The organism is Actinophytocola sp. NPDC049390 (genome assembly GCF_044466355.1).
Classification (GTDB): domain Bacteria; phylum Actinomycetota; class Actinomycetes; order Mycobacteriales; family Pseudonocardiaceae; genus Actinophytocola.
Map to the genome: position 1 here is coordinate 396,539 of NZ_JBITMQ010000006.1, position 24,496 is coordinate 421,034.

General features: G+C 71.8%; 7 protein-coding genes and 1 pseudogene. 7 read left to right on the plus strand and 1 reads right to left on the minus strand.

Translation table 11 applies throughout. The annotated features are described in order from the left end of the window. Positions 1–380: 380 nt before the first annotated feature. Positions 381–881: a polyketide cyclase gene (locus ACIBVP_RS20260; RefSeq protein WP_396107710.1), complete on the minus strand. Its 501-nt coding sequence runs from the start codon at positions 879–881 to the stop codon at positions 381–383. A 123-nt stretch (positions 882–1,004) separates the two neighbouring features. On the opposite strand from ACIBVP_RS20260, the gene ACIBVP_RS20265 reads away from it, so the two are divergent. The 7 genes and pseudogenes from ACIBVP_RS20265 to ACIBVP_RS20295 all read left to right on the plus strand — a co-directional run bounded on the left by ACIBVP_RS20265 (position 1,005) and on the right by ACIBVP_RS20295 (position 24,488). Further along, positions 1,005–1,475, plus strand: coding sequence for a hypothetical protein (locus tag ACIBVP_RS20265; protein WP_396107711.1), 471 nt, complete (start codon positions 1,005–1,007; stop codon positions 1,473–1,475). 224 nt (positions 1,476–1,699) lie between these two features. Continuing rightward, positions 1,700–3,925 (plus strand): MMPL family transporter, encoded by a 2,226-nt coding sequence (locus ACIBVP_RS20270; protein WP_396107712.1) that lies wholly within the window; start codon positions 1,700–1,702, stop codon positions 3,923–3,925. Positions 3,926–4,005: 80 nt separating this feature from the next. Continuing rightward, a complete protein-coding gene (locus ACIBVP_RS20275) occupies positions 4,006–8,454 on the plus strand; it encodes an SDR family NAD(P)-dependent oxidoreductase (RefSeq protein ID WP_396107741.1) in 4,449 nt (1,482 codons plus the stop codon). A gap of 77 nt (positions 8,455–8,531) precedes the next feature. After that, positions 8,532–13,586, plus strand: a pseudogene (locus ACIBVP_RS20280) (type I polyketide synthase); the annotation flags it as partial. 150 nt (positions 13,587–13,736) lie between these two features. Next, positions 13,737–20,156, plus strand: coding sequence for an SDR family NAD(P)-dependent oxidoreductase (locus ACIBVP_RS20285; RefSeq protein WP_396107713.1), 6,420 nt, complete (start codon positions 13,737–13,739; stop codon positions 20,154–20,156). Between the two features lies 1 nt (position 20,157). After that, a complete protein-coding gene (locus ACIBVP_RS20290; RefSeq protein WP_396107714.1) occupies positions 20,158–22,584 on the plus strand; it encodes a beta-ketoacyl synthase N-terminal-like domain-containing protein in 2,427 nt (808 codons plus the stop codon). After that, entirely contained in the window at positions 22,581–24,488 is a 1,908-nt protein-coding gene (locus tag ACIBVP_RS20295; protein ID WP_396107715.1) for a beta-ketoacyl synthase N-terminal-like domain-containing protein, read from the plus strand. Before ACIBVP_RS20290 ends, ACIBVP_RS20295 begins: the two co-directional genes overlap by 4 nt. Positions 24,489–24,496 lie beyond the last annotated feature (8 nt).

Sequence of the window (24,496 nt, forward strand, 5' to 3'; positions counted from 1 at the left end):
GTTTTGGCATGGATGGGGGCCTGCCCTCCCGTCGACCTCCCTCCGGGCTATCACACCGCGTCAAGGGGGCCATCGCCTTGGCATGAGGGCTGGTTCGGGCTGGCCCCCTTGACCCGGCGTGATCGGGCTTCGCCAGGTCGACGGGAGGGCAGGCAGGCCGTCTTTGTGGGCTGGCGCCCGGCTTGTGCACGGGGCTGGGGCCCGCTTCGCGGGTCTGATCGCCGAAAAGGGAGATCCTTGCTCATGTCCGGGCGGGACGTTCCCAATGTGACGATCATGGTCCCGGCCATCTTTGTCGGTGGCGCTGCTGGTGGGGGCGCTGGATGCGGAAAGGCCGGCAGTCGCTGACGCGACTGCCGGCCTGTGGGGCGTGTGGGGGGTTAGCCAGCGGTTACCTGTGCGTGTTCCTTCTCCGCGTGGGCCTTCAGGTTCAGCAGCTGCCTGCGCATCATGATCATGTCGATCAGGCCCAGGGGCCTGCCGATGATGTTCGGGCCGTTGAACACCGCGCGTGCGACCAGGCGGGTTCCGGTGCCCTCCGGGCGCACGGCGTACGTCGTCGCTACGCGGCCGCTGCGGATCGTCACGTGGACGTCGCGTTCGAAGGAGGCCAGGGTGAACAGGCGCATGAAGCGCTGGCCCTCCTCGAGGTCCGTCAGCTCCGGCGTGCGGACCGGTGGGCTCTTCTTGCCGAAGTTGTCTAGGTAGTCGTAGCTGTACGGGGCAAGGCGGATCTGGCACAGCCAGGCCCACACCAACGACGGCGGTGCGTCGACGGACACGGCGCGGTCGGCTGCCAGTCCGTCCGGAAAAATCTCGTCACAGGGCAGCTTCGCGGCACGTTCGTCAGCCGTGGCGCCCCACACCTCTCCCGGAAACATGAAGTGATTGTGCCATTCTTCCCATAATTCGACTCCGTGGTTGCGCGATGCTCCAGTGGGGGTCTACCCGATGGTGGAACAAAAATGCGACACTGCACGTGTCGACGATGAGGAGGTGCCGTCATGACGGGCACGAAAAGCTGGTGGCACAGCCCGGCCCGCCATTTCATCCAGCACCTGCTGGAGATGACCGCGGCCATGTTCATCGGCATGGGGGTGCTCGCCATGCCCGCGCGGATGCTGTGGGAGGCCCTCGGCTGGGACTTCATGATCGAGAACCTTGTGGCGCGCACCCTCGTGATGGCGACGAACATGACCATCGGCATGGCGGCGTGGATGCTCTTCCGCGGGCACCGCTGGCGGCCCATCCTCGAGATGAGCCTGGCCATGTACCTGCCGTTCGTCGTCATGTACCCGTTCTACTTCGGCGGGCTCGCCGGCACGACCGGCGTCATGGTCGTCGGGCACGTGCTGATGGTGCCCGCCATGGCCGTGGTGATGCTGTTCCGGCTCGACGAGTACACCGTCGACCACAGCAGGCACCGGCGTCCGGCGGCCGAGCCTGCGGAGCTGGCCACCCAACCCGAGGGCTGAAATCCCGCGAACGACCGTGCCCGGCATTCACCGAATGCCGGGCACTGGTCGTGTTCGGGAATTCCACACAAACCCGATCATGAATTCTCCACAGGTCATATGTGAGGAATTCATGTTCTTGCCGCGAACTGGTTCACGAAAGAGTGAGCGGGCGTTGACTGTACGACAAGACGGCTGGGAGCGTGGGACGTGAACCGACCACGTCTGTCAGGGGCACCGCTGTCATGTTCACTGCCATAGGACGCTTCGCCGCCACCCGCGCGCGCTGGATCCTCGTCGTTGCCCTGCTGGCGCTGATAGCCGCGGGCGCGGTGGGGTTCACCGTCTTCACCAAGCTCAAGCCGGAAGGGTTCTCTGACCCCGCCGCCGAGTCCTCCCAGGTTCAGAACGTCATCGACGACGAGTTCGGCGGGCAGGTCGACGTCGTGGCGATGGTCTCGGTCAAGGACGGCTCCGTCGACGACGACGCCGTGCGGGCCGACGCCACCGACCTCGCCGAGCGGATCGGCGACGACCCCGCCGTCACGGAGGCCATCTCCTACTGGGGGACGGGCGCGCCGAGCCTGCGCTCGGACGACGGCCGGCACGGCATGATCGCGATCAAGCTGGAGCAGGACGACATCACGGCCACCGAGGAGTTCGCGGAGCGGTTCGCCGACGCCTCCACCGCGGAGTACGACGTGTACTTCGGCGGGCCCAAGATGATGTCGGTCGACAGCCGCACCCAGGTCGGCAAGGACCTGGCGCTGGCGGAGGCCATCGCGGTGCCGATCATCCTGGTGTTGCTAGTGTTCGCGTTCGGCAGCCTCGTCGCCGCCAGCCTGCCGTTGCTCATCGGCGCCGCCACCGTCTTCGGGACGTTCGCCGCGCTGTCCGGGATCGCGTCCGCCACCGACGTCTCCATCTACTCGATCAACCTGACCACGGCGCTGAGCCTCGGCCTCGCCGTGGACTACGCGTTGCTGATGGTCAGCAGGTTCCGGGAGGAACTGTCGTCCGGGCGGTCCATTGAGGACGCCGTCGTGCGCACCGTGCAGACCGCGGGCCGGACCATCGTGTTCAGCGCGTTGACGGTCGCGGTCGCCCTGGCCGTGCTGATGATCTTCCCCCTGTTCTTCCTGCGCTCGTTCGCGTACTCCGGCATCGGGGTCGTGCTCATCGCGATGCTGACGTCGGTCGTGGTGCTGCCCGCGCTGCTGAAGGTGCTCGGGTACCGGGTCAACGCGGGCAAGCTGCCGTGGTTCAAGAAGACGCCGAGCGCGGTGTCGCCGTTCTGGCGCCGGGTCGCGTCCGCGGTGACCAAGCGGCCGATCCTGTGCTCGCTGCCCGTGATCGCGGTGCTGGTGCTCGGCGCGCTCCCGGTGCTCAAGGCCGAGTTCGGCACGCCGGACGACCGGGTGCTGCCGGAGTCGACGCAGACCAGGACCGTCGGCGACACGATCCGCACGCAGTTCCCCGACGACAACAGCCGCGCCATCCAGGTCGTCGTCACCGGGTTGCTGCCCCCGGCGGACGTCGCCGACTACGCGGGCCGGCTGTCGACGCTGCCGGACGTGTCGCGGGTCGAGTCCAGCTCGGGCGTCTTCGTCGACGGCGCGAGCCGGGGTGTGCCGCCGACGTCGGCGGCCATGGGCAAGCCCGAGGTGCAGCGGTTCGCGGTGATCACCGAGGACGACGCGCGGTCGGCGAACGCGCAGGAGCTCGTGCACACCATCCGGGACACACCCGGGCCGGTCGGCACCGATCCGCAGGTCGGCGGTTCGGCCGCCACCCTGGTCGACAGCAAGGAGGCCATCGGCAGCAGGCTCCCGCTCGCCGGCGGGTTGATCGCGCTGTCCACGTTCATCCTGCTGTTCCTGTTCACCGGCAGCGTGCTGCAGCCGATCCGGGCGCTGGTGTTCAACGTGCTCGGGTTGTCGGCGACCATCGGTGTCCTGGTGATGATCTTCCAGGAGGGCTGGCTGGCCGACTTCCTCGGGTTCACACCGATGCCGCTCGACACCAGCATGCTGATGCTGTTCTTCTGCATCGCGTTCGGACTGTCGATGGACTACGAGGTGTTCGTGCTCAGCCGCATCAAGGAGGGGCACGACTTCGGGCTCGACCGGCGGGCCGCGGTGGTCGACGGGCTGTCGCACACCGGCCGGATCGTGTCGACGGCCGCCGTGCTGATCGCGGTGAACTTCTTCGCCTTCGGCACCGGTGGCGTGAGCTTCCTGCAGATGTTCGGGATCGGGGCGGGCCTCGCCATCATGGTCGACGCCACACTGATCCGCGGTGTGCTCGTGCCCGCGGGCATGCGCCTGCTCGGGCGCGCCGCCTGGTGGTCGCCGAAACCGCTGCGAGTACTGCACGACAAGGTCGGCCTGTCGGAGTCGGCTCCGCCCGAGCCGCCCGCGCCGCGTGCGGAAAGTCCAGTGCGGCGCGAGAAGGAACCCGCTCTCGACTGAACCACCGAGTTACCGGGAACTGGCTGCCCGCATACCCCGCGTCCGTACGCTCGACGCGAGAGGTATGCGGGCAGTCACACATTCAAGGGCTTGGGGACGGTATGGCCACGTCTGACGAATTGGTTGAGGCGCTGCGGTCCTCGCTGAAGGAGAACGAGAACCTCCGGCGGGAGAACGAGGAACTCACCGCCGGCGCGCGGGAACCGATCGCGATCGTCGGTATGGCGTGCCGGTACCCGGGCGGCATCACGGACGCGGACTCCCTGTGGGCGGCCGTCGTCGAGGGCCGCGACGGCATCGCACCACTGCCCGCCGACCGTGGCTGGGACACCTTCGCGAGGGCGTTCGGGATGACGTCCGTCCTTTCCGGATCCGGCGGTTTCCTCGACCACGCCACGGAGTTCGACGCCGGGTTCTTCGGCATCAGTCCACGTGAGGCCACCGCGATGAGCCCGCAGCAGCGGGTGCTGCTCGAAACGTCGTGGGCCGCGCTGGAACACGCCCGCATCGACGCCGACACCGCCCGCCGCGCCACCACCGGTGTGTTCGCGGGGCTCATGGGTGAGGACTACGGCATCCCGGTCCTGATGTCCGGCGAGGACCTCGGCGGCTACATCAGCACCGGCACCACGCCGGCCGTCGCGTCGGGACGGGTGTCCTACGCGCTCGGGCTGACCGGGCCGTCGCTGACCGTCGACACCGCGTGTTCGTCGTCGCTCGTCGCGGTGCACCTGGCGGCGCAGGCGTTGCGGCGCGGTGACTGCACACTCGCGCTCGCGGGCGGGGTCAGCGTGATGTCGACGCCCAGCTCCTTCAACGAGTTCTCACGCCAGGGCGGGCTCGCCGAGGGTGGGCGCTGCCGGTCCTTCGCCGCGGGAGCCGACGGCACCGCGTGGGCGGAAGGTGTCGGGGTGCTCGTGCTGGAGCGGTTGTCCGACGCGGAACGCAACGGGCACCGCGTACTCGCCGTGGTCCGCGGGTCGGCGGTGAACCAGGACGGCGCGTCCAACGGGCTGACCGCGCCGAACGGGCCGTCCCAGGAGCGGGTCATCCGCGCCGCGCTCGCCGACGCCGGACTGTCCCCTTCGGACATCGACGCTGTCGAGGCACACGGCACCGGCACCCGGCTCGGCGACCCGATCGAGGCGCAGGCGTTGCTGTCGACGTACGGCCGCGACCGTGAGACGCCGCTGTGGCTGGGGTCCGTCAAGTCGAACTTCGGGCACGCCCAGGCCGCCGCCGGTGCGGCCGGGATCATCAAGGTCGTGCAGGCGCTCCGGCACGGGGTCCTGCCGCGCACACTGCACGTGGACGAGCCGACGCCGCAGGTCGACTGGTCGGCCGGAACGGTCCGGCTGCTCACCGAGGAGCAGCCGTGGCCGGAGGCCGGGCGACCGCGTCGTGCGGCCGTGTCGTCGTTCGGGCTGTCCGGCACCAACAGCCACGTGATCATCGAGGCGGTGCCGCAGGCGGTGCCCGCCCCCGCGAAGGACGCGCCCGCGATGCCGTTGGTGCTGTCCGCCAAGACCCCCGCCGCGCTGCGGGCGCAGGCCGACGCGGTGCGCGACCACCTGACCGCCCACCCTGAGCTGTCCGTAGCGGACGTCGCGTTCTCGCTCGCCACCACCCGCACGCACTTCGAGCACCGCGGGCATCTCGCGGGCACCGACCTCGTGCCCGTCGCGCGCACGGACGGCAAGCTCGCGTTCCTGTTCTCCGGGCAGGGCGCGCAGAAGCTCGGCATGGGGCGGGACCTCGCGCAGGCGTTCCCCGTGTTCGCCGAGGCGTTCGACGAGGTGCTCGCCGCGCTCGACCCGCACCTGGACCGGCCGCTGCGCGAGGTCCTCTGGGGCGGGGACGAGGAGCTGCTGAACCAGACCACCTACACCCAGCCCGGTCTGTTCGCGGTCGAGGTCGCGCTGTTCCGGCTGTTCCGGTCGTGGGGGATCCGGCCCGACTTCCTCGCCGGGCACTCGATCGGTGAGCTGGCCGCCGCGCACGTCGCCGGGGTCCTGTCGCTCGCCGACGCGGCGCTGCTCGTCACCACGCGGGCGCGGCTGATGCAGGCGCTGCCCGCCGGTGGCGCGATGGTCGCCGTCCAGGCGAGCGAGGACGAGGTCACGGTCACCGGTGACGTCGGGATCGCGGCCGTCAACGGACCGACCTCCGTGGTGCTGTCCGGGCCCGAAGCGGACGTGCTCGCCATCGCGGCGACGTTCGAGGGCCGCAAGACCAGCAGGCTCGCCGTCAGTCACGCGTTCCACTCGCCGTTGATGACGCCGATGCTCGCCGACTTCGCCCGTGTCGCCGCGGGGCTGTCCTACGCGGAACCGAGCATCCCGGTCGTGTCCACGGTGACCGGCGACGTGGCCGACATGGCCACGCCCGAGTACTGGATCCGCAACGTCGCGCAGACCGTCCGGTTCGCCGACGCGATCGCGACGCTCGCGGACGAGGGTGTCACCACGTTCGTCGAGCTCGGCCCGGACGCCGTGCTGTCCGCGATGGCGGCAGAGAGCGCCTCCGGCAGATTCATCCCCGCTCAGCGGCGCAAGCAGCCCGGTGACCGGGTGGCCGTCGAGGCGCTCGCCGCCCTGCACTGCGAGGGCCGCACAGTCGACTGGCGGGCGTTCTTCGCGCCCTTCACCCCGTCCGCGGTCGACCTGCCCACCTACGCGTTCGACCGGCAGCGCTACTGGGTCGACGTCAGCGACTGGCGCGTGACCGACGAGTCCGTCGTGGACTCCTGGCGGTACCGCGTCGACTGGGCGCCGGTCGACACGCGGGCGTCGCTCGACGGCCGCTGGCTGGTCGTCGGCGCGAACGACGCGGTCGCCGACGCGGTCGCCGACGCGCTCGCCAAGCACGTCGAGATCGTGCGCGCCGAAGTCGGTTCGCTGCCCGCCGGGGACTTCACCGGTGTCGTCTCCACGCTCCCGCTGGCCGACACGATCAGGCTCGTCCAGGAGGTCGAGGCACCGCTGTGGTGCGTGACCACCGGCGCCACCACCGAGTCGCCGGATCCCGACCAGGCTGCCATCTGGGGCCTGGGCACGGTGCTCGCGCTCGACCTGCCCGAGCGGTGGGGCGGTCTCGTCGACCTGCCCTCCGCCGATGCCACGGACCTGCTCGCCGCCGCGCTGTCCACACCGGACGAGGACCAGCTCGCGATCCGTGGCGACGGGGTGTACGCGCGCCGGATGGTCCCCGCCCCCGCCGGCGACACCACACCGTGGCAGCCGCGCGGGACCGTCCTCGTCACCGGTGGCACCGGCGGCATCGGTGCCCACCTGGCCCGCTGGCTCGCCGAGAACGGGGCCGACCACGTCGTGCTCACCAGCCGCCGCGGCGCGGACGCCCCCGGCGCGGGCGAACTGGCCGACGAGCTGACCGCGCTCGGCGCGAAGGTCACGATCGCCGCCTGCGACGTCGCCGACCGCGACGCCCTGGCCGCACTGCTTGCCGAACACCCCGTGAACGCCGTGTTCCACGCCGCCAGCGCGCTGCCCGTGCCGGTGGCGATCGGTGACACGACCGTCGAGGAGTTCACCGCCACCGGCCGCGCCAAGGTCGACGGCGCCCGCAACCTCGACGAACTCACCGGTGACCTGGACGCGTTCGTCCTGTTCTCCTCGGGCGCGGCGATCTGGGGGAGCGGGCACCAGGCGGCGTACGGCGCCGCGAACGCCTACGTCGACGCGCTCGCCCAGCGCCGCGCGGCACAGGGCAAGCCCGCCACGTCCGTCGCCTGGGGTGCGTGGGCCGGGGAGACGATGGCCGCCGAGGGCGACCTGTCCCGCTACGGCCTCGACGCCATGGAGCCGCGGCTCGCGCTGTCGGCGCTCGCGCAGGCGATCGCGGAGGGGCGCCCGAACCTGGTCGTCGCCGCCATCGACTGGCAGCGGTTCGTGCCGACCTACACGCTCGCCCGGCCGCGTCCGCTGCTGCGCGGTGTGCCCGCGGCGATGACCGTGCTGGCCGCTGAGAACGACGTGGTACCGGACGCCGGTGCCGCGGAACTGGTGGCACGGCTGGAGAAGCTGTCCGCCGCCGACCAGGAGCAGGAGCTGGTCGAGCTGGTGCGGGCACGGGCCGCGGCCGTGCTGCGGCACGACTCCGTCGACGCGGTGGCGCCGCACGCGGCGTTCCGCGAGCTGGGTTTCGACTCGCTCGCCGCGGTCGAGCTGCGCAACCAGCTCGGCGCCGCGACCGGGCTCACGCTGCCCGCGACCATGGTGTTCGACCACCCGAACCCGGCCGACCTCGCCGCGTTCCTGCGCGAGTTGCTCGGCCTCGGCGAGGCGGGCGGCGACTCCGTGCTGTCCACTGTGGACGCACTGGAGCGGGCGGTGGCCGGGCTGGAAGCGCACGACATCGAACGCACCCGGATCGTGGCGCGGCTGCAAGCCGTCGTGGGTGCCCTGAACGACAGGACCAGCGGGGGCACCGTCACCTCGGTCGAGGACAAGCTCAAGGCCGCCTCCGCCGACGACGTGTTCGCCCTGATCGACGACCTCGGCGTGGCGTGAGCGAGCTTGCGGAGCGAACCATTGGGACGGAATAGAGGAATCGGATGACCGACGACAAGCTCCTCGAGTACCTCAAGAAGGTCACCGCGGAACTGGCGCGGACCAAGGAACAGCTGCGTGACCTGCAGGCCAGGCAGCCGGAGCCGATCGCCATCGTCGGCATGGGCTGCCGGTACCCGAACGCGCACGGTCCCGACGAGCTGTGGCGGCTGGTCGCCGACGGCACCGACGCCACCGGCCCGTACCCGGCCGACCGCGGCTGGAACGCGCTCGCCGAGAAGTTCGGGCTCGACTCGACCGGCTCCGGCCGCGGCGGTTTCCTCGACGACGTCGCCGGTTTCGACGCCGCGTTCTTCGGCGTGAGCCCGCGTGAGGCGCTGGCCATGAGCCCGCAGCAGCGGCTGCTGCTCGAAACCGCGTGGGAGGCGCTCGAGCACGCGGGCATCGACCCGCTCGCGCTGCGGGGTAGCCAGACGGGCGTCTTCGCCGGCATCAACGGCGACGACTACGGCACGCTGATGATGTCCTCCGACGAGGACCTCGGCGGCTACTACAACACCGGCGCCGCGCCCGCCGCCGGGTCCGGCCGCATCTCCTACGTGCTCGGGCTCGTCGGGCCCACGGTCACCGTCGACACCGCCTGCTCCTCCTCACTGGTCGCGCTGCACCAGGCCGCGCACGCGCTGCGCAACGGCGAGTGTTCGCTCGCCCTGGCCGGTGGCGTGACCGTCATGTCGACGCCGTCGGCGTTCTTCGACTTCGGCCGTCAGGGCGGGCTGTCCTCCGACGGGCGCTGCAAGTCGTTCTCCTCCGACGCCGACGGCACCGGGTGGTGTGAGGGCGTCGGCATCCTCGTCGTCGAGAAGCTCTCCGACGCCATCCGCAACGGGCACACCGTGTACGCGGTCGTGCGCGGCACCGCCGTGAACTCCGACGGCGCGTCGAACGGGCTGTCCGCGCCGAACGGGCCGTCACAGGAGCGGGTGATCCGTGCCGCGCTGGCCGACGCGCGACTGTCCACCCGGGACGTGGACGCGGTCGAGGCGCACGGCACCGGCACCACGCTCGGCGACCCGATCGAGGCGCAGGCGCTGCTCGCCACGTACGGGCAGGACCGCGAGCGGCCGCTGTGGCTCGGGTCGATCAAGTCGAACATGGGGCACGCGATCGCGGCGGCCGGTGTCGGCGGCGTGATCAAGATGGTGCAGGCCATGCGGCACGGCACGCTCCCGCGGACACTGCATGTCGACGAGCCGACACCCGAGGTGGACTGGGCCTCGGGTGCGGTGCGGCTGCTCACCGAGGCACGGGACTGGCCGGAGACCGGGGCGCCGCGCCGGGCCGGGGTGTCGTCGTTCGGCGTCACCGGTACCAACGTGCACGTGATCCTGGAGCAGGCGCCCGAGCAGGAGGTCACGTCGACCGAGTCGACGCTGCCGGTCGTGCCCTGGGTGCTGTCGGCCCGGTCCGCCGAAGGGGTGCGGGACCAGGTCGACCGGCTGACGTCCTTCGCGGCGGCCAACCCCGGGCTGTCGGCCGCCGACATCGGCTTCTCCCTCGCCACCACCCGCGCCGCGCTCGAACACCGGGCCGCGTTGGTGGACGGGCAACTCGTCACCGGGTCCACCCGCCAGGGCGGCAAGACCGCGTGGCTGTTCACCGGTCAGGGTGCGCAGCGTGCGGGGATGGGGCAGCGGCTCCACGCGGCGTTCCCCGCGTTCGCCGCGGCGTTCGACGAGGTGCTGGCCCACTTCGAACCCGGGCTGCGGGACGTGATCGCGTCCGGGGAGGGTCTCGACGACACGGGCAACACGCAGCCCGCGCTGTTCGCGTTCGAGGTCGCGCTGTACCGGCTGTTCGAGTCGTGGGGTGTTCGCCCGGACTTGCTTGCCGGGCACTCCATTGGTGAGCTGGCGGCCGCGCATGTCGCGGGTGTCTGGTCGCTGGCGGACGCGTGCACGATCGTGTCGGCGCGTGGCCGGTTGATGCAGGCGCTTCCGCACGGCGGTGCCATGATCGCGATCCAGGCGACCGAGGACGAGGTCATCCCGCATCTCATTGAGACCGTGGGCATCGCCGCGATCAACGGGCCGCGGTCGGTCGTGATCTCCGGTGACGCCGATACTGCTGAGGCGATCGCCGCGCAGTTCGCGGACCGCAAGACCAAGCGGCTCACCGTGTCGCACGCGTTCCACTCGCCGCTGATGGACCCGATGCTCGACGAGTTCCGGGCGGTCGCGTCGAGTGTCACGTACCACGAGCCGACCATCCCCATCGTCGGTGCGGAACCGACCAATCCCGAGTACTGGGTGCGGCACGTCCGCGGCACCGTCCGGTTCGCTGACGCGGTCCGCGCGCTCGCCGACCTCGGCGTGACCCGCTACCTGGAGATCGGCCCCGACGCCGTGCTCACCGGCATGGCCGGCCAGACCGTCGACGGCACCCTCGTGCCCGCGCTGCGCGGCGGCCGCGACGAGGTCACCACCGTCGTCGAGGCGGTCGCCACGTTGCACGTCCACGGCGTCAGCCCGGACTGGACCGCGGTGTTCGGCGGCGGGAAGCGGGTCGACCTGCCCACGTACGCGTTCAACCACCAGAAGTTCTGGCTGAAGCCCGGCACCAGCGGCGACCCGGCCGGGATCGGCCTGATCCCGGTCAAGCACAACATGCTCAGCGCCGTCGTGACGCTGCCCGAGTCCGAGGACGTCGTGCTCACCGGCAGGCTGTCGCTGCGCACCCACCCGTGGCTCATCGGGCACACGCTGCTCGGCCGCGTGATCGTGCCCGGCACCGGCTACGTCGAGATGGCCATCGAGGCGGGCAACCACGTCGGCTGCGACTTCCTCGAGGAGATGGTTCTCGAAACCCCGCTCGTGGTCCCGGACGACGGCGGCTGCGCCGTCCGGTTCGTCGTCGGCCGACCCGACCAGCACGGCAACCGGCGCTTCACCGTCTACTCGCGCTTCGACGACGCGCCCGCCGAATGGGGCTGGACCCGCAACGCCAGCGGCGTGCTCGCCACCACCCTGAGCATGACCAAGCCGACCGTGCCGCCGGAGCACGCGGAGATGGCCGAGTGGCCGCCGCCCGGCGCCCGCGAGATCGAGCTGGGTGACCTCTACGACCGGTTCCTCAAGGAGGGCTACACCTTCGGCCCGCACTTCCGCGGCCTCAAGCACTCCTGGACGATCGGTGAGGAGCTGTACTCCGAGGTTTGGCTGCCCGAGCAGTACGCGGAGGAGACCAGGGAGTTCAACCTCCACCCGGCCCTGCTCGACTCGGCCATGCACGTGCTGATCCTCGGCGCGTCCGAGTACCTCAACGACAGCGTCGCCGTCGGCTTCGCGTGGTCCGGGGTGCACCTGTACGCGACCGGCGCGACCGCGCTGCGCGTGCGGATGCTGCCCACCGACGAGTCGGCGGTGGAGATCCTGCTCGCCGACCAGCACGGCAGGCCGGTCGCGCACGTGCGTGCCATGGCGGGCCGCGCGATGACCCACGAGCAGGCCGACGCCGCCTACCACCGCGGCGTCGACGCGCTGCTCGGCGTGAACTGGACCCCGCTGCCCGCCACCCCGGCACCGGATCTGTCGATCGTGGCGGCCGACCTGGGCACGCTGTCCGATGTGGACGCCGCCGACGTCGTCGTGTTGAACGTGCGCGGGGACTCCGGACTCGACGTCGCCGACGCGACCAGGGCGGCGACCCACGCCGCGCTGGCGGACCTGCAGACGTGGTCGAGCAGCGAGCGCTTCGCTGCGTCCCGGCTGGTCGTCGTGACCGACGGCGCGCAGGGGCTCACCGGCGAGGCCGTCACCGACCTGCCCGCCGCGGCCGTGGTCGGCATGGTCCGCTCCGCCCAGTCGGAGAACCCGGGCCGCATCACGCTGGTCGACATCGCCGACGCCGACCGGCACCTGCTGCCGAACTTCCTCGCGAGCCAGGAACAGCAGATCGTCGTGCGCGACGGCACCGGCCACCTGGGACGGATGGCGCGGCTGCGGCCCGGTGAGAAGGCGGCCGCGTTCGCGGCGGACGGGACCGTCCTGATCACCGGCGGCACCGGCGCGCTCGGCGCGCTGACCGCCCGGCACCTCGTCACCGAACACGACGTGCGGCGCCTGCTGCTCACCAGCCGCCGCGGCGCGGACGCCCCCGGCGCCGAGGAACTGCGGGCGGAGCTGACGGGGCTGGGCGCTCAGGTCACCATCGTCGCCTGTGACGCCGCCGACCGCGACGCGCTCGCCGCGGTGCTCGCGGACATCCCCGCCGAGCACCCGCTCACCGCGGTGTTCCACACCGCCGGTGTCACCGACGACGGCGTGCTCGCCTCCCTCACCCCGGACCGGGTGGACGCCGTGCTGCGCCCCAAGGTCGACGCGGTGTGGAACCTGCACGACCTGACAAAGGACATGGACCTGTCCGCGTTCGTGCTGTTCTCCTCGCTCGCCGGTGTGCTCGGCAACCCCGGGCAGGCGAACTACGCGGCCGCCAACGCGTTCCTCGACGCGCTGGCCGCGTACCGCCACGCCGCCGGGCTGCCCGCGGTGTCCCTCGCGTGGGGTCCGTGGGCGCTGACCGCGGGCATGGCAGGGAAGCTCGGGGACGTGGAGCGGTCCAGGATGGCCCGCGCCGGGTTCCTCACGCTGTCCGCCCAGGAGGGCATGGCACGCCTCGACGCGGCACTGCTGTCCGACCGGGACAGCGTGGTGCCGCTGAAGCTCGACACGTCGGCGCTGGCCGCGCTCGGCGGATCGTGCCCGCCGCTGTTCCGCGGCATGGTGCGCACCACCCGCCGCAACGCCGCCGACCGGGTCGTGTCGGACAAGTCGTGGGCCGAGACGCTCGACGGGCTCGAGGGCGACGCCCGCGTGGCGGCGCTCACGGAGCTGGTGAAGGCGGAGGTCGCGGCGTCGCTCGGGCACAGCACGGTCGACGACGTGGACGCCGAGCGCCGCTTCGACGAGATGGGCTTCGACTCGCTCGCGTCGGTCGAGCTGCGCAACCGGCTGTCGACGGCGACCGAGATCTCGCTGCCGCCGACCCTGGTGTTCGACCACCCGAACCTGACCTCGATGGTGGCCTACCTGGCCACGAGAACAACCGCGAAACCGGAGTCCCTCGCAGGTTGAGAAAATTCATCAAGTGCTTCTCCGGAATAGCATTGGCGGACAATTACCGGGGGGTTTCTCGGAAATGGACAAGTGGCCGCCGAGTCGCTTAATCGTATGTCCGATTTTCGATAGCATTGACGCGATCCGCCGGTTCTACTGGAGATGAACATGACTACTTCCTCGGAACAACTCGTCGAGGCTTTGCGTGAGTCGCTCAGGGAGAACGACCGTCTCCGGAAGGAGAACCAGCGGCTTGTCAGCGACGCGCGGGAGCCGATCGCCATCATCGGCATGGCCTGCCGGTTGCCGGGTGGTGTGACGTCTCCGGCGGACCTGTGGGACCTGTTGTCGGAAAAACGGACCGGCGTCAGCGAGTTCCCCACCGACCGCGGCTGGGACATCGAGCGCGTGTACGACCCCACGCCCGGTCAGAAGGGCAAGACCTACGTCAACCGGGGCGGTTTCCTGCAGGGCGCGGGCAACTTCGACCCCGAATTCTTCGGCATCAGCCCACGTGAGGCGCTCGCCATGGACCCGCAGCAGCGGCTGCTGCTGGAGACGTCGTGGGAGGCCATCGAGAACGCGCGGATCGACCCCGGCGCGCTGCGTGGTTCGAAGACCTCGGTGTACGCGGGCTGCATGTACCACGACTACATCGGCGACTACTTCGACATGCCCGAGCACCTGTCCGGCTTCCTCGTCACCGGCACCACGGGCAGCATCCTGTCCGGCCGCGTGTCCTACACGCTGGGCCTTGAGGGTTCGTCGATCGTGCTCGACTCCGCGTGCTCGTCGTCGCTGTCCGCGGTCCACCTCGCGACCCAGGCCCTGCGCGACCGCGAGTGCTCGCTCGCGCTCGCCGGCGGCGTCACCGTGCTGGGCCAGCCGTACAGCTTCGTCGAGTTCTCGCAGCAGGGCGGCCTGTCCCCGGACGGTGTCTGCCGCTCGTTCGCCAAGGGCGCCGAGGGCACCGGCTGGGGCGAGGGCGTCGGCGTGGTCCTGCTGGAGCGGCTGTCCGACGCGCAGCGCAACGGCCGCCGCATCCTGGCCGTCATCCGCGGGTCCGCGGTCAACCAGGACGGCGCCTCCAACGGCCTCACCGCGCCGAACGGCCCCGCGCAGCAGCGGGTCATCGCCGACGCGCTCGCCGACGCCGACCTGCGGCCCGGCGACATCGACGCCGTCGAGGCGCACGGCACCGCGACGTCGATCGGCGACCCGATCGAGGCGCAGGCCATGATGGCGAGCTACGGCTCGTCGCACTCGCCCGACCGGCCCCTGTGGCTCGGTTCGGTCAAGTCCAACATCTCCCACGCGCAGGCGGGCGCCGGTGTCGCGGGCCTCATCAAGATGGTGCTGGCGCTGCGGCACGAGGAGCTGCCCGCGACGCTGCACGTGGACGAGCCGACCCCCGAGGTCGACTGGTCGGCGGGCACCGTCCGGCTGCTGACCGAGCCGCAGCCGTGGCCGTCGCGTGAGACGCCGCGCCGCGCCGGTGTGTCGTCGTTCGGCATCAGCGGCACGAACGCGCACCTGATCATCGAGGAGGCGCCCCGCGAGGACGCCGACGCCGACGGCACGCCCTACGAGGGCCCGGTCGCGTGGACGCTGTCCGCGAAGACCGCCGAGTCGCTGCGCCGCCAGGCCGAGCGCCTGCGGTCCATCGTGACCAGTGACGAACGGCTGCGGCCCGCGGACGTCGGCCTCTCGCTGGTCAGCACCCGCGGTCTGTACGACCACCGCGCCGCAGTCGTCGGCACGACCCGCGACGAGCTGCTCGCCGGACTGGACGCGCTGCGGGACGGCACAGGCATCACCGGTACGCCCGGCGGCGGCAAGGTCGCGTTCCTGTTCACCGGCCAGGGTGCGCAGCGCGCGGGCATGGGCGCCGAGCTGTACGCACGGTTCCCGGTGTTCGCGGCCGCGTTCGACGAGGTGGCCGAGCACCTGGACCCGTTGCTGGAGCGGCCGATCCGCGAGGTGATCGCCGACGGCGACGGGCTCGACGAGACCCGCTACACGCAGCCCGCGCTGTTCGCGGTCGAGGTCGCGCTGTTCCGCCTGCTGGAATCGTGGGGCGTCACCCCGGACTTCGTGTGCGGGCACTCGATCGGTGAGCTGGCCGCCGCGCACGTCGCAGGCGTGCTGACGCTGACCGAGGCGTGCGTGGTCGTCGCGGCCCGCGGCGCGCTCATGCAGGCGCTGCCCACCGGCGGCGCGATGGTCGCGATCCATGCCACCGAGGAGGAGGTCACGCCGCACCTGAACGACGCGGTGCAGATCGCCGCGATCAACGGCCCGTCGTCGATCGTGATCTCCGGTGACGAGTCGGCCGCGCTCGCGGTCGCCGCACACTTCGAGGAGCAGGGGCGCCGGGTCAAGCAGCTGACCGTCAGCCACGCGTTCCACTCGGCGCTGATGAACCCGATGCTGCCGGAGTTCCGCACGGTGACCGCTGGCGTCGCCTACCACGAGCCCACGATCCCGGTCGTGTCCAACGTGACCGGCCGGATCGCCACCGCCGAGCAGTTCGCGTCGCCGGACTACTGGGTCGAGCACGTCCGTGCCGCCGTCCGGTTCTGCGACGGCGTCCGCACGCTGGCCGACGCCGGCGTCACCACGTTCGTCGAGGTCGGCCCGTCCGGTGTGCTCACCGGCATGGCGGCCGAGTGCCTCGACGAGGACGCGGTCACGATCGTGCCCGCCCTGCGCAAGGACCGGCCGGAGCCGCACGCGGTGCTGACCGCCGCCGCCACGCTGTGGGCGCGCGGCGCGTCGGTGGACCGGGCCGCCGCGTACGCGGGCACCGACGCCACGCTGGTGGACCTGCCGACGTACGCGTTCGAGCACAAGCACTACTGGATCACCCGTACCGGCACCGGCGGCAACATCCGTTCCGCGGGCCTGGACGCCGCGCAGCACCCGGTCCTCGGCGCCGTGGTGTCCCCTGTGGACAGCGACAGCTTCGTGCTGACCGGCCGGATCAGCCCGTCGACCCACACGTGGCTCGCCGACCACAAGGTGCAGGGCGCCACGCTCGCGCCGGGCACCCTGTTCGTGGAGCTGGCCATCAAGGCGGGCACCATCGCCGGTGCCGCGCAGCTCGACGAGCTGATCATCGAGAACCCGCTGGTGCTGAACGAGGGCCAGGCCACACAGCTGCAGGTGAACGTGTCCGGGCCGGACGACGACGGGGCGCGGTCGGTGACCGTCCACTCGCGACCCGACGGCGAGGAGGCCGCCGAGGGCGAGTGGACCCGGCACGCGGCGGGCACGCTGTCCAACCAGGTGCCCGCGCTGGTGCCGACGTTCGCGTCGTGGCCGCCGCCCGGCTCCACCGAGATCGACGTGACCGACCTGTACCCGAACCTCGCCGACGCGGGCTACGACTACGGCCCCGCGTTCCAGGGCCTGCGTGCCGCGTGGCGCAACGGCGACCAGGTGCTCGGCGAGGTCGCCCTGTCGGGCAAGCAGCGGGACGAGGCCGCCGCCTACGGGCTGCACCCGGCGCTGCTCGACTCGGCACTGCACGCCATCGGCGCGGGTGCGCTGCTGGACGGTGCCGGGCACGTGCCGTTCCACTGGACCGGCGTGTCCCTGTACGCGACCGGTGCGCGGAGCCTGCGGGTGCTGGTGTCGTCGGCGGGTGAGGACACCGTCCACATCGACCTCGTCGACCAGAACGGCGCACCGGTCGCCAAGGTGGAGTCGCTGCTGCTGCGGCCGATCTCCGCCGAGCAGCTCGCCGCGCTGCGCAAGAACACGAACGACGACCCGCTGTTCGCCCTGGACTGGGTGGCGCCCGACGAGACCGGGGAGCCCGGCGCGACCGAGAGCTGGGCGGCCATCGGCGCCGTCGACGGCGTCACCTCCTACGACGACGTCGCCGCGATCGACGGGACGCCCGAGGTGGTCCTGCTCCCGGCCGCGGTGGAGGCGGCGGCGGACCTGCCCGCCGCGGTGCACGCCGAGAGCCTCCGGGTGCTCGGGCACCTGCAGGCGTGGCTCGCCGACGAGCGGTTCGCCGAGGCCAAGCTGGTCGTGGTGACCCGGCGCGCGGTCGCCGTGAGCGGTGGCGAAAAGGTCCGCGACCTGCCGTCTGCCGCGCTGTGGGGTCTGCTGCGCAGCGCCCAGACGGAGAACCCCGAGCGGTTCGTGCTGGTCGACCTCGGTGAGAAGGACGTGACCGCCGACGCGGTGGCCGCCGCGCTCGCCACCGGTGAGGACCAGGTGGCCGTGCGGGCGGGCACCGTGCTCGTGCCGCGCCTGGCCCGCCGCACACCCGGTCTGGAGGCACCCGACACCGACGTGTGGCGCCTGCACACCACCGGCCGCACCATCTCCGACCTGGAGCTGGTGCCGGACGACCGGTTCGACGGCGACCTGCTGCCGAGCAAGGTCAAGGTCGCGGTCCGCACCTGTGCGCTCAACTTCCGCGACGTGTTCAACGTGCTCGGCCTCGCGCCCATGCACAACGGCCTCGGTCAGGAGGGTGCGGGCATCGTCCTCGAGGTCGGCTCGGCCGTCACGGACCTCAAGCCCGGCGACCGCGTGATGGGCATGTTCCCCGGCTCGATCGGCCCGGTCACGGTGACCGACGTGGAGATGCTGGCGCCGCTGCCGGACACGTGGACCTTCGCCGAGGGCGCGTCGATCCCGCTGGTGTTCACCACCGCCTACCACGGCCTGCTGAACCTCGCGCACATGAAGGCGGGGGAGCGGCTGCTGATCCACTCCGCCGCGGGCGGTGTGGGCCTGGCCGCGATCCAGCTGGCGCAGGCACGCGGCGTCGAGGTGTTCGGCACCGCCAGCAAGGGCAAGTGGGACACCCTGCGTGCCCTGGGCCTGGACGACGACCACATCGGCGACTCCCGCACCACGGAGTTCGAGGAGCGCTTCCGCGCCACCACCGACGGCGAGGGCGTCGACCTCGTCCTGAACTCGCTGACCGGCGAGTTCATCGAGGCCTCGTTCCGGCTGCTGCGCGAGGGCGGGCGGTTCCTGGAGATGGGCATCGCGGACCTGCGCGACCCCGAGGACGTCGCGAAGGCGCACCCGCACATCAGCTACCTGCCGTTCGAGCTGTTCGGCGCGCCGATCCACGTGATCGCGCCGGGCTGGTCGGCGGTCGCGGAGCTGGCGGCGCGCGGTGAGATCTCGCCGCTGCCGTTCACCGCGTGGGACGTGCGCCGCTCGCAGGAGTCGTTCCAGTTCTTCAGCCAGGCCAAGCAGATCGGCAAGGTCGTCATCACCGTGCCGCGCGAGGTCGACACCGACGGCACCGCGCTGATCACCGGTGGCACCGGCACCCTGGGCGCCGCGGTCGCCCGGCACCTGATCACCGAGCACGGCATCAGGCACCTGGTCCTCACCAGCCGCCGCGGTCTCGCGGCGGACGGGGCGCCGGAGCTGGCGGCCGAGCTGACCGAGCTGGGCGCCGACGTCCGCATCGAGGCCTGCGACGCCGCCGACCGCGACGCGCTGGCCGCGCTGCTGGACTCGCTGGCGCACCCGCTCACGTCGGTGATCCACACGGCCGGTGTGCTGTCCGACGGTGTGCTCGCGTCGCAGGACGGCGACACGCTGGCCAAGGTCATGAAGCCCAAGGTGGACGCGGCCTGGAACCTGCACGAGCTGACCAAGGACCTCGACCTGTCGTCGTTCGTGCTGTTCTCCTCGGCCGCCGGCATCCTCGGTGGCCCCGGCCAGTCGAACTACGCGGCCGCGAACGCGTTCCTGGACGCGCTGGCACAGCACCGCCGCGACCAGGGCCTCCCGGCCACCTCGGTGGCGTGGGGCGTGTGGGCCGAGCGGTCCGGCATGACCGGGCACCTCGACGAGGCCGACCTGGCCCGCATGGCCCGCAGCGGCATGGAGCCCATCGAGCTGAGCCAGGGCATGGCGATGTTCGACAGCGCGGTCGCCGGTGACCACTCGATCCTGCTGGGTGTCGCGTTCGCCGCCGGAGCGCTGCGCAGGGGCGGCCCGGTGCCGCCGCTGTTCCGCGCGCTGGCCGGTGGCAACGGCCGCCGTGCGCAGGCCGCGGGCATCGCGAAGGACGACACGCTCGTCGAGCGGCTGTCGGTCATGCCGCCCGCCGAGCGGGAGCGGATGCTGCTCGACCTGGTCCGCGCGCAGGTGGCCGCCGTACTCGGCGTCGCGGACCCGGACACCGTCGAGCCGGAGCGGCCGTTCAAGGAGATCGGGTTCGACTCGCTCACCGCGGTCGAGCTGCGCAACCGCGTCAACGGCATCACCGGCCTGAAGCTCGCGCCGACGCTGGTCTTCGACTACCCGACACCGGTCGCGCTCGCCGAGCAGCTGCGCGACGAGCTGGTCACCGACGACGTGGCCGTGCCGGTGCCGGTGCTCGCGGACCTGGGGCGGGTGGCCGAGGCCCTGAACGGGGTGCCGGTCGACGACGAGGAGGTGCGGGCCCGCGTGGACGCGGCGCTGCAGGAGCTGGTCGCGGCCTGGCAAGCGCTGCAGCCGCAGCGTTCGGACGGTCTGAAGGCCCGCCTGTCCACCGCCGAGTCGGCCGACGACCTGTTCGACCTGATCGACACGGAGCTGGGGAAAGCGAGCTGACATGACACTCCCTGAAGGAAATTCCGGGGAGGCGGGACAGTCTCAGAGCCGGGAACAGAAGCTGGTCGAGTACCTCAAGCGTGTTACCGGCGACCTGGTCGAGGCCAAGGAGCGGCTGGCCGCGGTGGAGTCCGCGGCCACCCAGCCGCTCGCCGTGGTCGGGATGTCCTGCCGGCTGCCGGGCGGGGGCGACACCCCCGCTCGGTACTGGCAAGCCCTCCAGGACGGCGTCGACGCGATGGCCGAGGTGCCGCCCGACCGGTGGCGTGCCGAGGACTACTACGACCCGGACCCCACCAAGCCCGGCAAGGCGTACACGCAGCGCGGCGGGTTCCTGCCCGACATCGCGGGCTGGGACGCGGCCTTCTTCGGCATCTCGCCGCAGGAGGCGCTGCGCATCGACCCGCAGCACCGGCTGCTGTTCGAGCTGGTGTGGGAGGCCCTGGAGGACGCGGGCATCCCGGCGGAGTCGTTGAAGGGCACCAGGACGGGCGTGTTCCTCGGTCTGGTCGACTCGCGGCAGTACCTGCAGCTGGAGGCTGAGGCCGAAGGCGTGGCGTGCGTCGACGACCCGTACCTCACCATGGGCGGGTCGGCGAGCGCCGCCGCCGGGCGCCTCGCCTACCAGTTCGACCTGCGCGGGCCGGTCATGACCGTCGACACCGCGTGCTCGTCGTCGCTGGTCGCGCTCGACCTCGCGGTGGCGAGCCTGCGCCGCGGCGAGGTGGACCACGCCATCGTGTGCTCCAGCTCGGCGATCATCCACCCCATCTACTTCGTGCAGTTCGCGAAGATGGGCATGCTCGCCCCGGACGGCAGGGCGAAGGTGTTCGACGAGGCCGGGAACGGCTACACGCTCGGCGAGGGCGGCGGCGCCGTGATCCTCACCCGTGCCGCCGACGCCGGTGACCGCCGGGTGCACGCGCTGATCCGCGGCTCCGCCGTGAACTCCGACGGCCGCAGCAACGGCCTGACCGCGCCGAACAAGGTCGCGCAGATCGCGGTGCTGCGGACCGCGCTCGCCGATTCGGGCCTGAAGCCCGACGAGATCGACTTCCTGGAGTCGCAGGGCACCGGCAGCGCGCTCGGCGACGCCATCGAGTTCGGCGCGCTGCTGGAGGTCTTCGGTGACCGGGCCGCCGACCACCCGCTGCTGGTGGGTGCGGTGAAGGCCAACATCGGTCACCTGGTCGCGTCGTCCGGGCTCGCCAGCCTGATCAAGGCGATCCAGGCGGTCAAGCACGGCGAGGTGCCGGGCAACCTGCACCTGACCAAGCCGAACCCGGTCGTCACGCTCGACGGCCCGGTGCGGCCCGTGCAGGGCAACCAGCCGCTGCCCGCCTCGCCGGACGCACCCCGTCGCGCGGGGATCAGCGCGTTCGGCTGGTCCGGCACGAACGCACACGTGATCATCGAGCAGGCGCCGCCCGTCGAGGTCGTGCCCACTCCGGAGCACGACTGGCAGCTGCTCACGCTGTCCGCCGCGAGCGAGGCCGGGCTGGTCGCACTCGCCACCGCACTCGCCGACCACCTGGAGTCCACACCGGACCTCGTGCTGGCCGACGTCGCCCACACCGTCCAGTCGGGACGTGCCGCGCTGCGGGTGCGGAAGGCGCTGGTGTGCAAGGACATTGCGGACGCCGTCACGCAGCTGCGGTCCGAGTTCTCCGGCACGCAGGCACCGGCGGGCAAGCAGGCGCTCGGGTTCGTGCCGGGCGGTGACTGGGCGACGGGCCTCGCGGCGGCCGAGCCCGCGTTCGACGCCGACGACCCGGTGGCGTCGCTCGGCAGGCTGCTGCCGATCGCCGCGACCGGCAGTGCCGCCGAGGTGGCCGGACGGGTGGACGTGGTCCTCGCGGCCGAACCCGGCGCCGGTCAGGTCGCGCTGCGCACGGACCGGCCAGGGTGGCTCGCAACCCTCGGCGAGCTGTGGGAGCGAGGCGTCCCGGTGACGTGGCCCCGTGCGGGACAGTTCGTCGACCTGCCGACGTATCCCTTCCAGCGCACCAGGTTCTGGCCGCAGTACACGCCGACGCCGTTCGTGCAGGAGACGCCGGTCAACGCCGAGCGCTTCCCGCGGCCGGACCTGCGGACGTCGTTCCTGCCGCCACGCACCCCGACCGAGCGCACGGTCACCCAGGCGTGGGAGGAACACCTCGGCATCGAGGCCATCGGCGTCAACGACCCGTTCTTCGAGCTGGGCGGCACGTCGATGATCGGCGTCGCGGTCGTGTCCCGGCTGGCGAAGGAGTTCGACGTCGAGCTGACCCCGGCCAGCCTGTTCGAGCGGCCGACCCCGGCCCAGTTCGCCGAGCTGCTCGACTCGCTCACCGCCGAGGCACCGGCCCGTCCGTCCGCTGTGGACGCACAAGCCGCGCGTGGTGCGCGCAGGCGGGCGATGGCGCAGGCACGCAAGGGGGCGGCATGACCGCCCCGCTCGACTCCGACAACGACATCGCGATCGTCGGCATGGCCGGGCAGTTCCCCGGCAGCCGCGACGTCGACGAGTTGTGGCGGAACCTGCGGGACGGCAGGGAATGCGTCACCTGGTTCAGCCGTGAGGAGTTGCTCGCCGCCGGTGAGGACCCGGAGCTGGTCGCCGACCCCGCGTACGTGCCCGCCGCGGCCGTCCTGGACGACATCGAGCTGTTCGACAACGGCTTCTTCGGCTACCCGGCGCACGAGGCCGCGCTGATGGACCCGCAGCAGCGGCTGTTCCTCGAGAACTGCTGGCACGCGCTGGAGGACGCGGGCATCGACCCGGACCGCGCGCCGGGGCTCGTCGGCGTGTACGCGGGCAGCCAGATGAGCACCTACATGATCTACAACCTGATCCAGCACAAGGAACTGGTCGCGGGCGCCGGGAAGCTCGCGATCGGGTTGTGCAACGACAAGGACTCGCTGACCAGCCGCGTGTCCCACACGCTCGGGCTGACCGGCCCGAGCGTCGGCGTGCAGGCGTACTGCGCGACGTCGCTCGTCGCCGTGTCGGTGGCGTGCTCGAGCCTCATGACCGGCGAGTGCGACGTCGCGCTCGCGGGCGGGGTGGCCATCGAGGTGCCGCACCGCGTCGGCTACCGGTACGAGCCGGGCGGCACGTCGTCGCCCGACGGCCGGTGCCGCGCGTTCGACGAGGCGGGCGAGGGCACCCCGCACGGCACCGGCAACGGGCTCGGCGTCGTGGTGCTGCGCAGGCTCGCGGACGCGGTCGCCGACGGGGACCGGATCTACGGCGTCATCCGCGGCTGGGCGGTCAACCACGACGGCGCCGCCAAGGCCGCGTGGGTGGCGCCCGGTGTGCAGGGTCAGGCCGGGGTCGTGGCGGAAGCGCTCGCGGCCGCCGGTCTCGAACCGTCCGATGTGGACTACCTGGAGGCGCACGGCACCGGCACCGCACTGGGCGACACGATCGAGGTGTCCGCGCTGCACCAGGTGTTCGGCGACACGCCGCTCGCACTCGGCTCCGTGAAGCCGAACCTGGGCCACCTCGACCGGGCGGCCGGGGTGGCGGGCCTGATCAAGGTCGCGCTGGCGCTGACACACGAGGAGATCCCGGCGACGATCAACCACAGCAAGCCCAACGCGCAGCTCGCCCGCACCCGCATGGAGGTCGTCACCGAACGACGGCCGTGGCGCCGAGGCGACCGGCCGCGCCGGGCGGGTGTGAGTGCCTTCGGGCTGGGTGGCGCGAACGCGCACGTGGTGGTGGAGGAAGCGCCGTCGCTGCCGCGTGCGGAGCGGTTGCCGGACCGCACGCAGCAGGTGCTGGTGTGGTCGGCGCGAACGGCCGAGGCGGCCGACGCGTTCGGCGACCGGCTGGCGTCGTTGCTTGAATCGTCCGATGTGGACCTCGCGGACGTGGCGTACACGCTGCAGACCGGACGGCGGGTGTTCCAGCACCGCGGGGCCGCGGTCGTGTCGGCCACGGGGGAGTTCGCCGCGGTGCTCCGCGGCACCGACGCCCACGTCGGCCGCCCGGTCGTGTTCCGGTACAGCGGAGCACAGCCGACGGCCGACGAGGACCTGTACCGGACCGAGCCGTTCTACCGGAACGCGTTCGACGAGTGCCTCGACCATGGGCGCGCGCTGGGCAGGTTGCTGGAGCATTGGGGTGTACGGCAGGGAGAGTCCGACCTGGTCGTGACGCTGCCGGGCACGGAAAGCGCGGCCGAGGTCCTCGCGCGGTTGTGGCTCGCCGGTGCGGACGTCGACTGGCACGCCTACCACGAGGGGCGGAGCCCGAGGAAGGTCTCCGTGCCGAAGTACAGCTTCCAGCGCAGCCGGCACTGGATAGACCCGCCGACGGACGCGGCGGTCGGCCGAGCGATCTGAACCCGCAC

Bases quoted from the DNA above. Each gene is read 5' to 3' on its own strand.
- ACIBVP_RS20260 (WP_396107710.1), bottom strand. From the start codon at position 881: ATGTTTCCGGGAGAGGTGTGGGGCGCCACGGCTGACGAACGTGCCGCG.
- ACIBVP_RS20290 (WP_396107714.1), top strand. From the start codon at position 20,158: ATGACACTCCCTGAAGGAAATTCCGGGGAGGCGGGACAGTCTCAGAGC.
- ACIBVP_RS20295 (WP_396107715.1), top strand. From the start codon at position 22,581: ATGACCGCCCCGCTCGACTCCGACAACGACATCGCGATCGTCGGCATG.
- ACIBVP_RS20270 (WP_396107712.1), top strand. From the start codon at position 1,700: ATGTTCACTGCCATAGGACGCTTCGCCGCCACCCGCGCGCGCTGGATC.
- ACIBVP_RS20285 (WP_396107713.1), top strand. From the start codon at position 13,737: ATGACTACTTCCTCGGAACAACTCGTCGAGGCTTTGCGTGAGTCGCTC.
- ACIBVP_RS20265 (WP_396107711.1), top strand. From the start codon at position 1,005: ATGACGGGCACGAAAAGCTGGTGGCACAGCCCGGCCCGCCATTTCATC.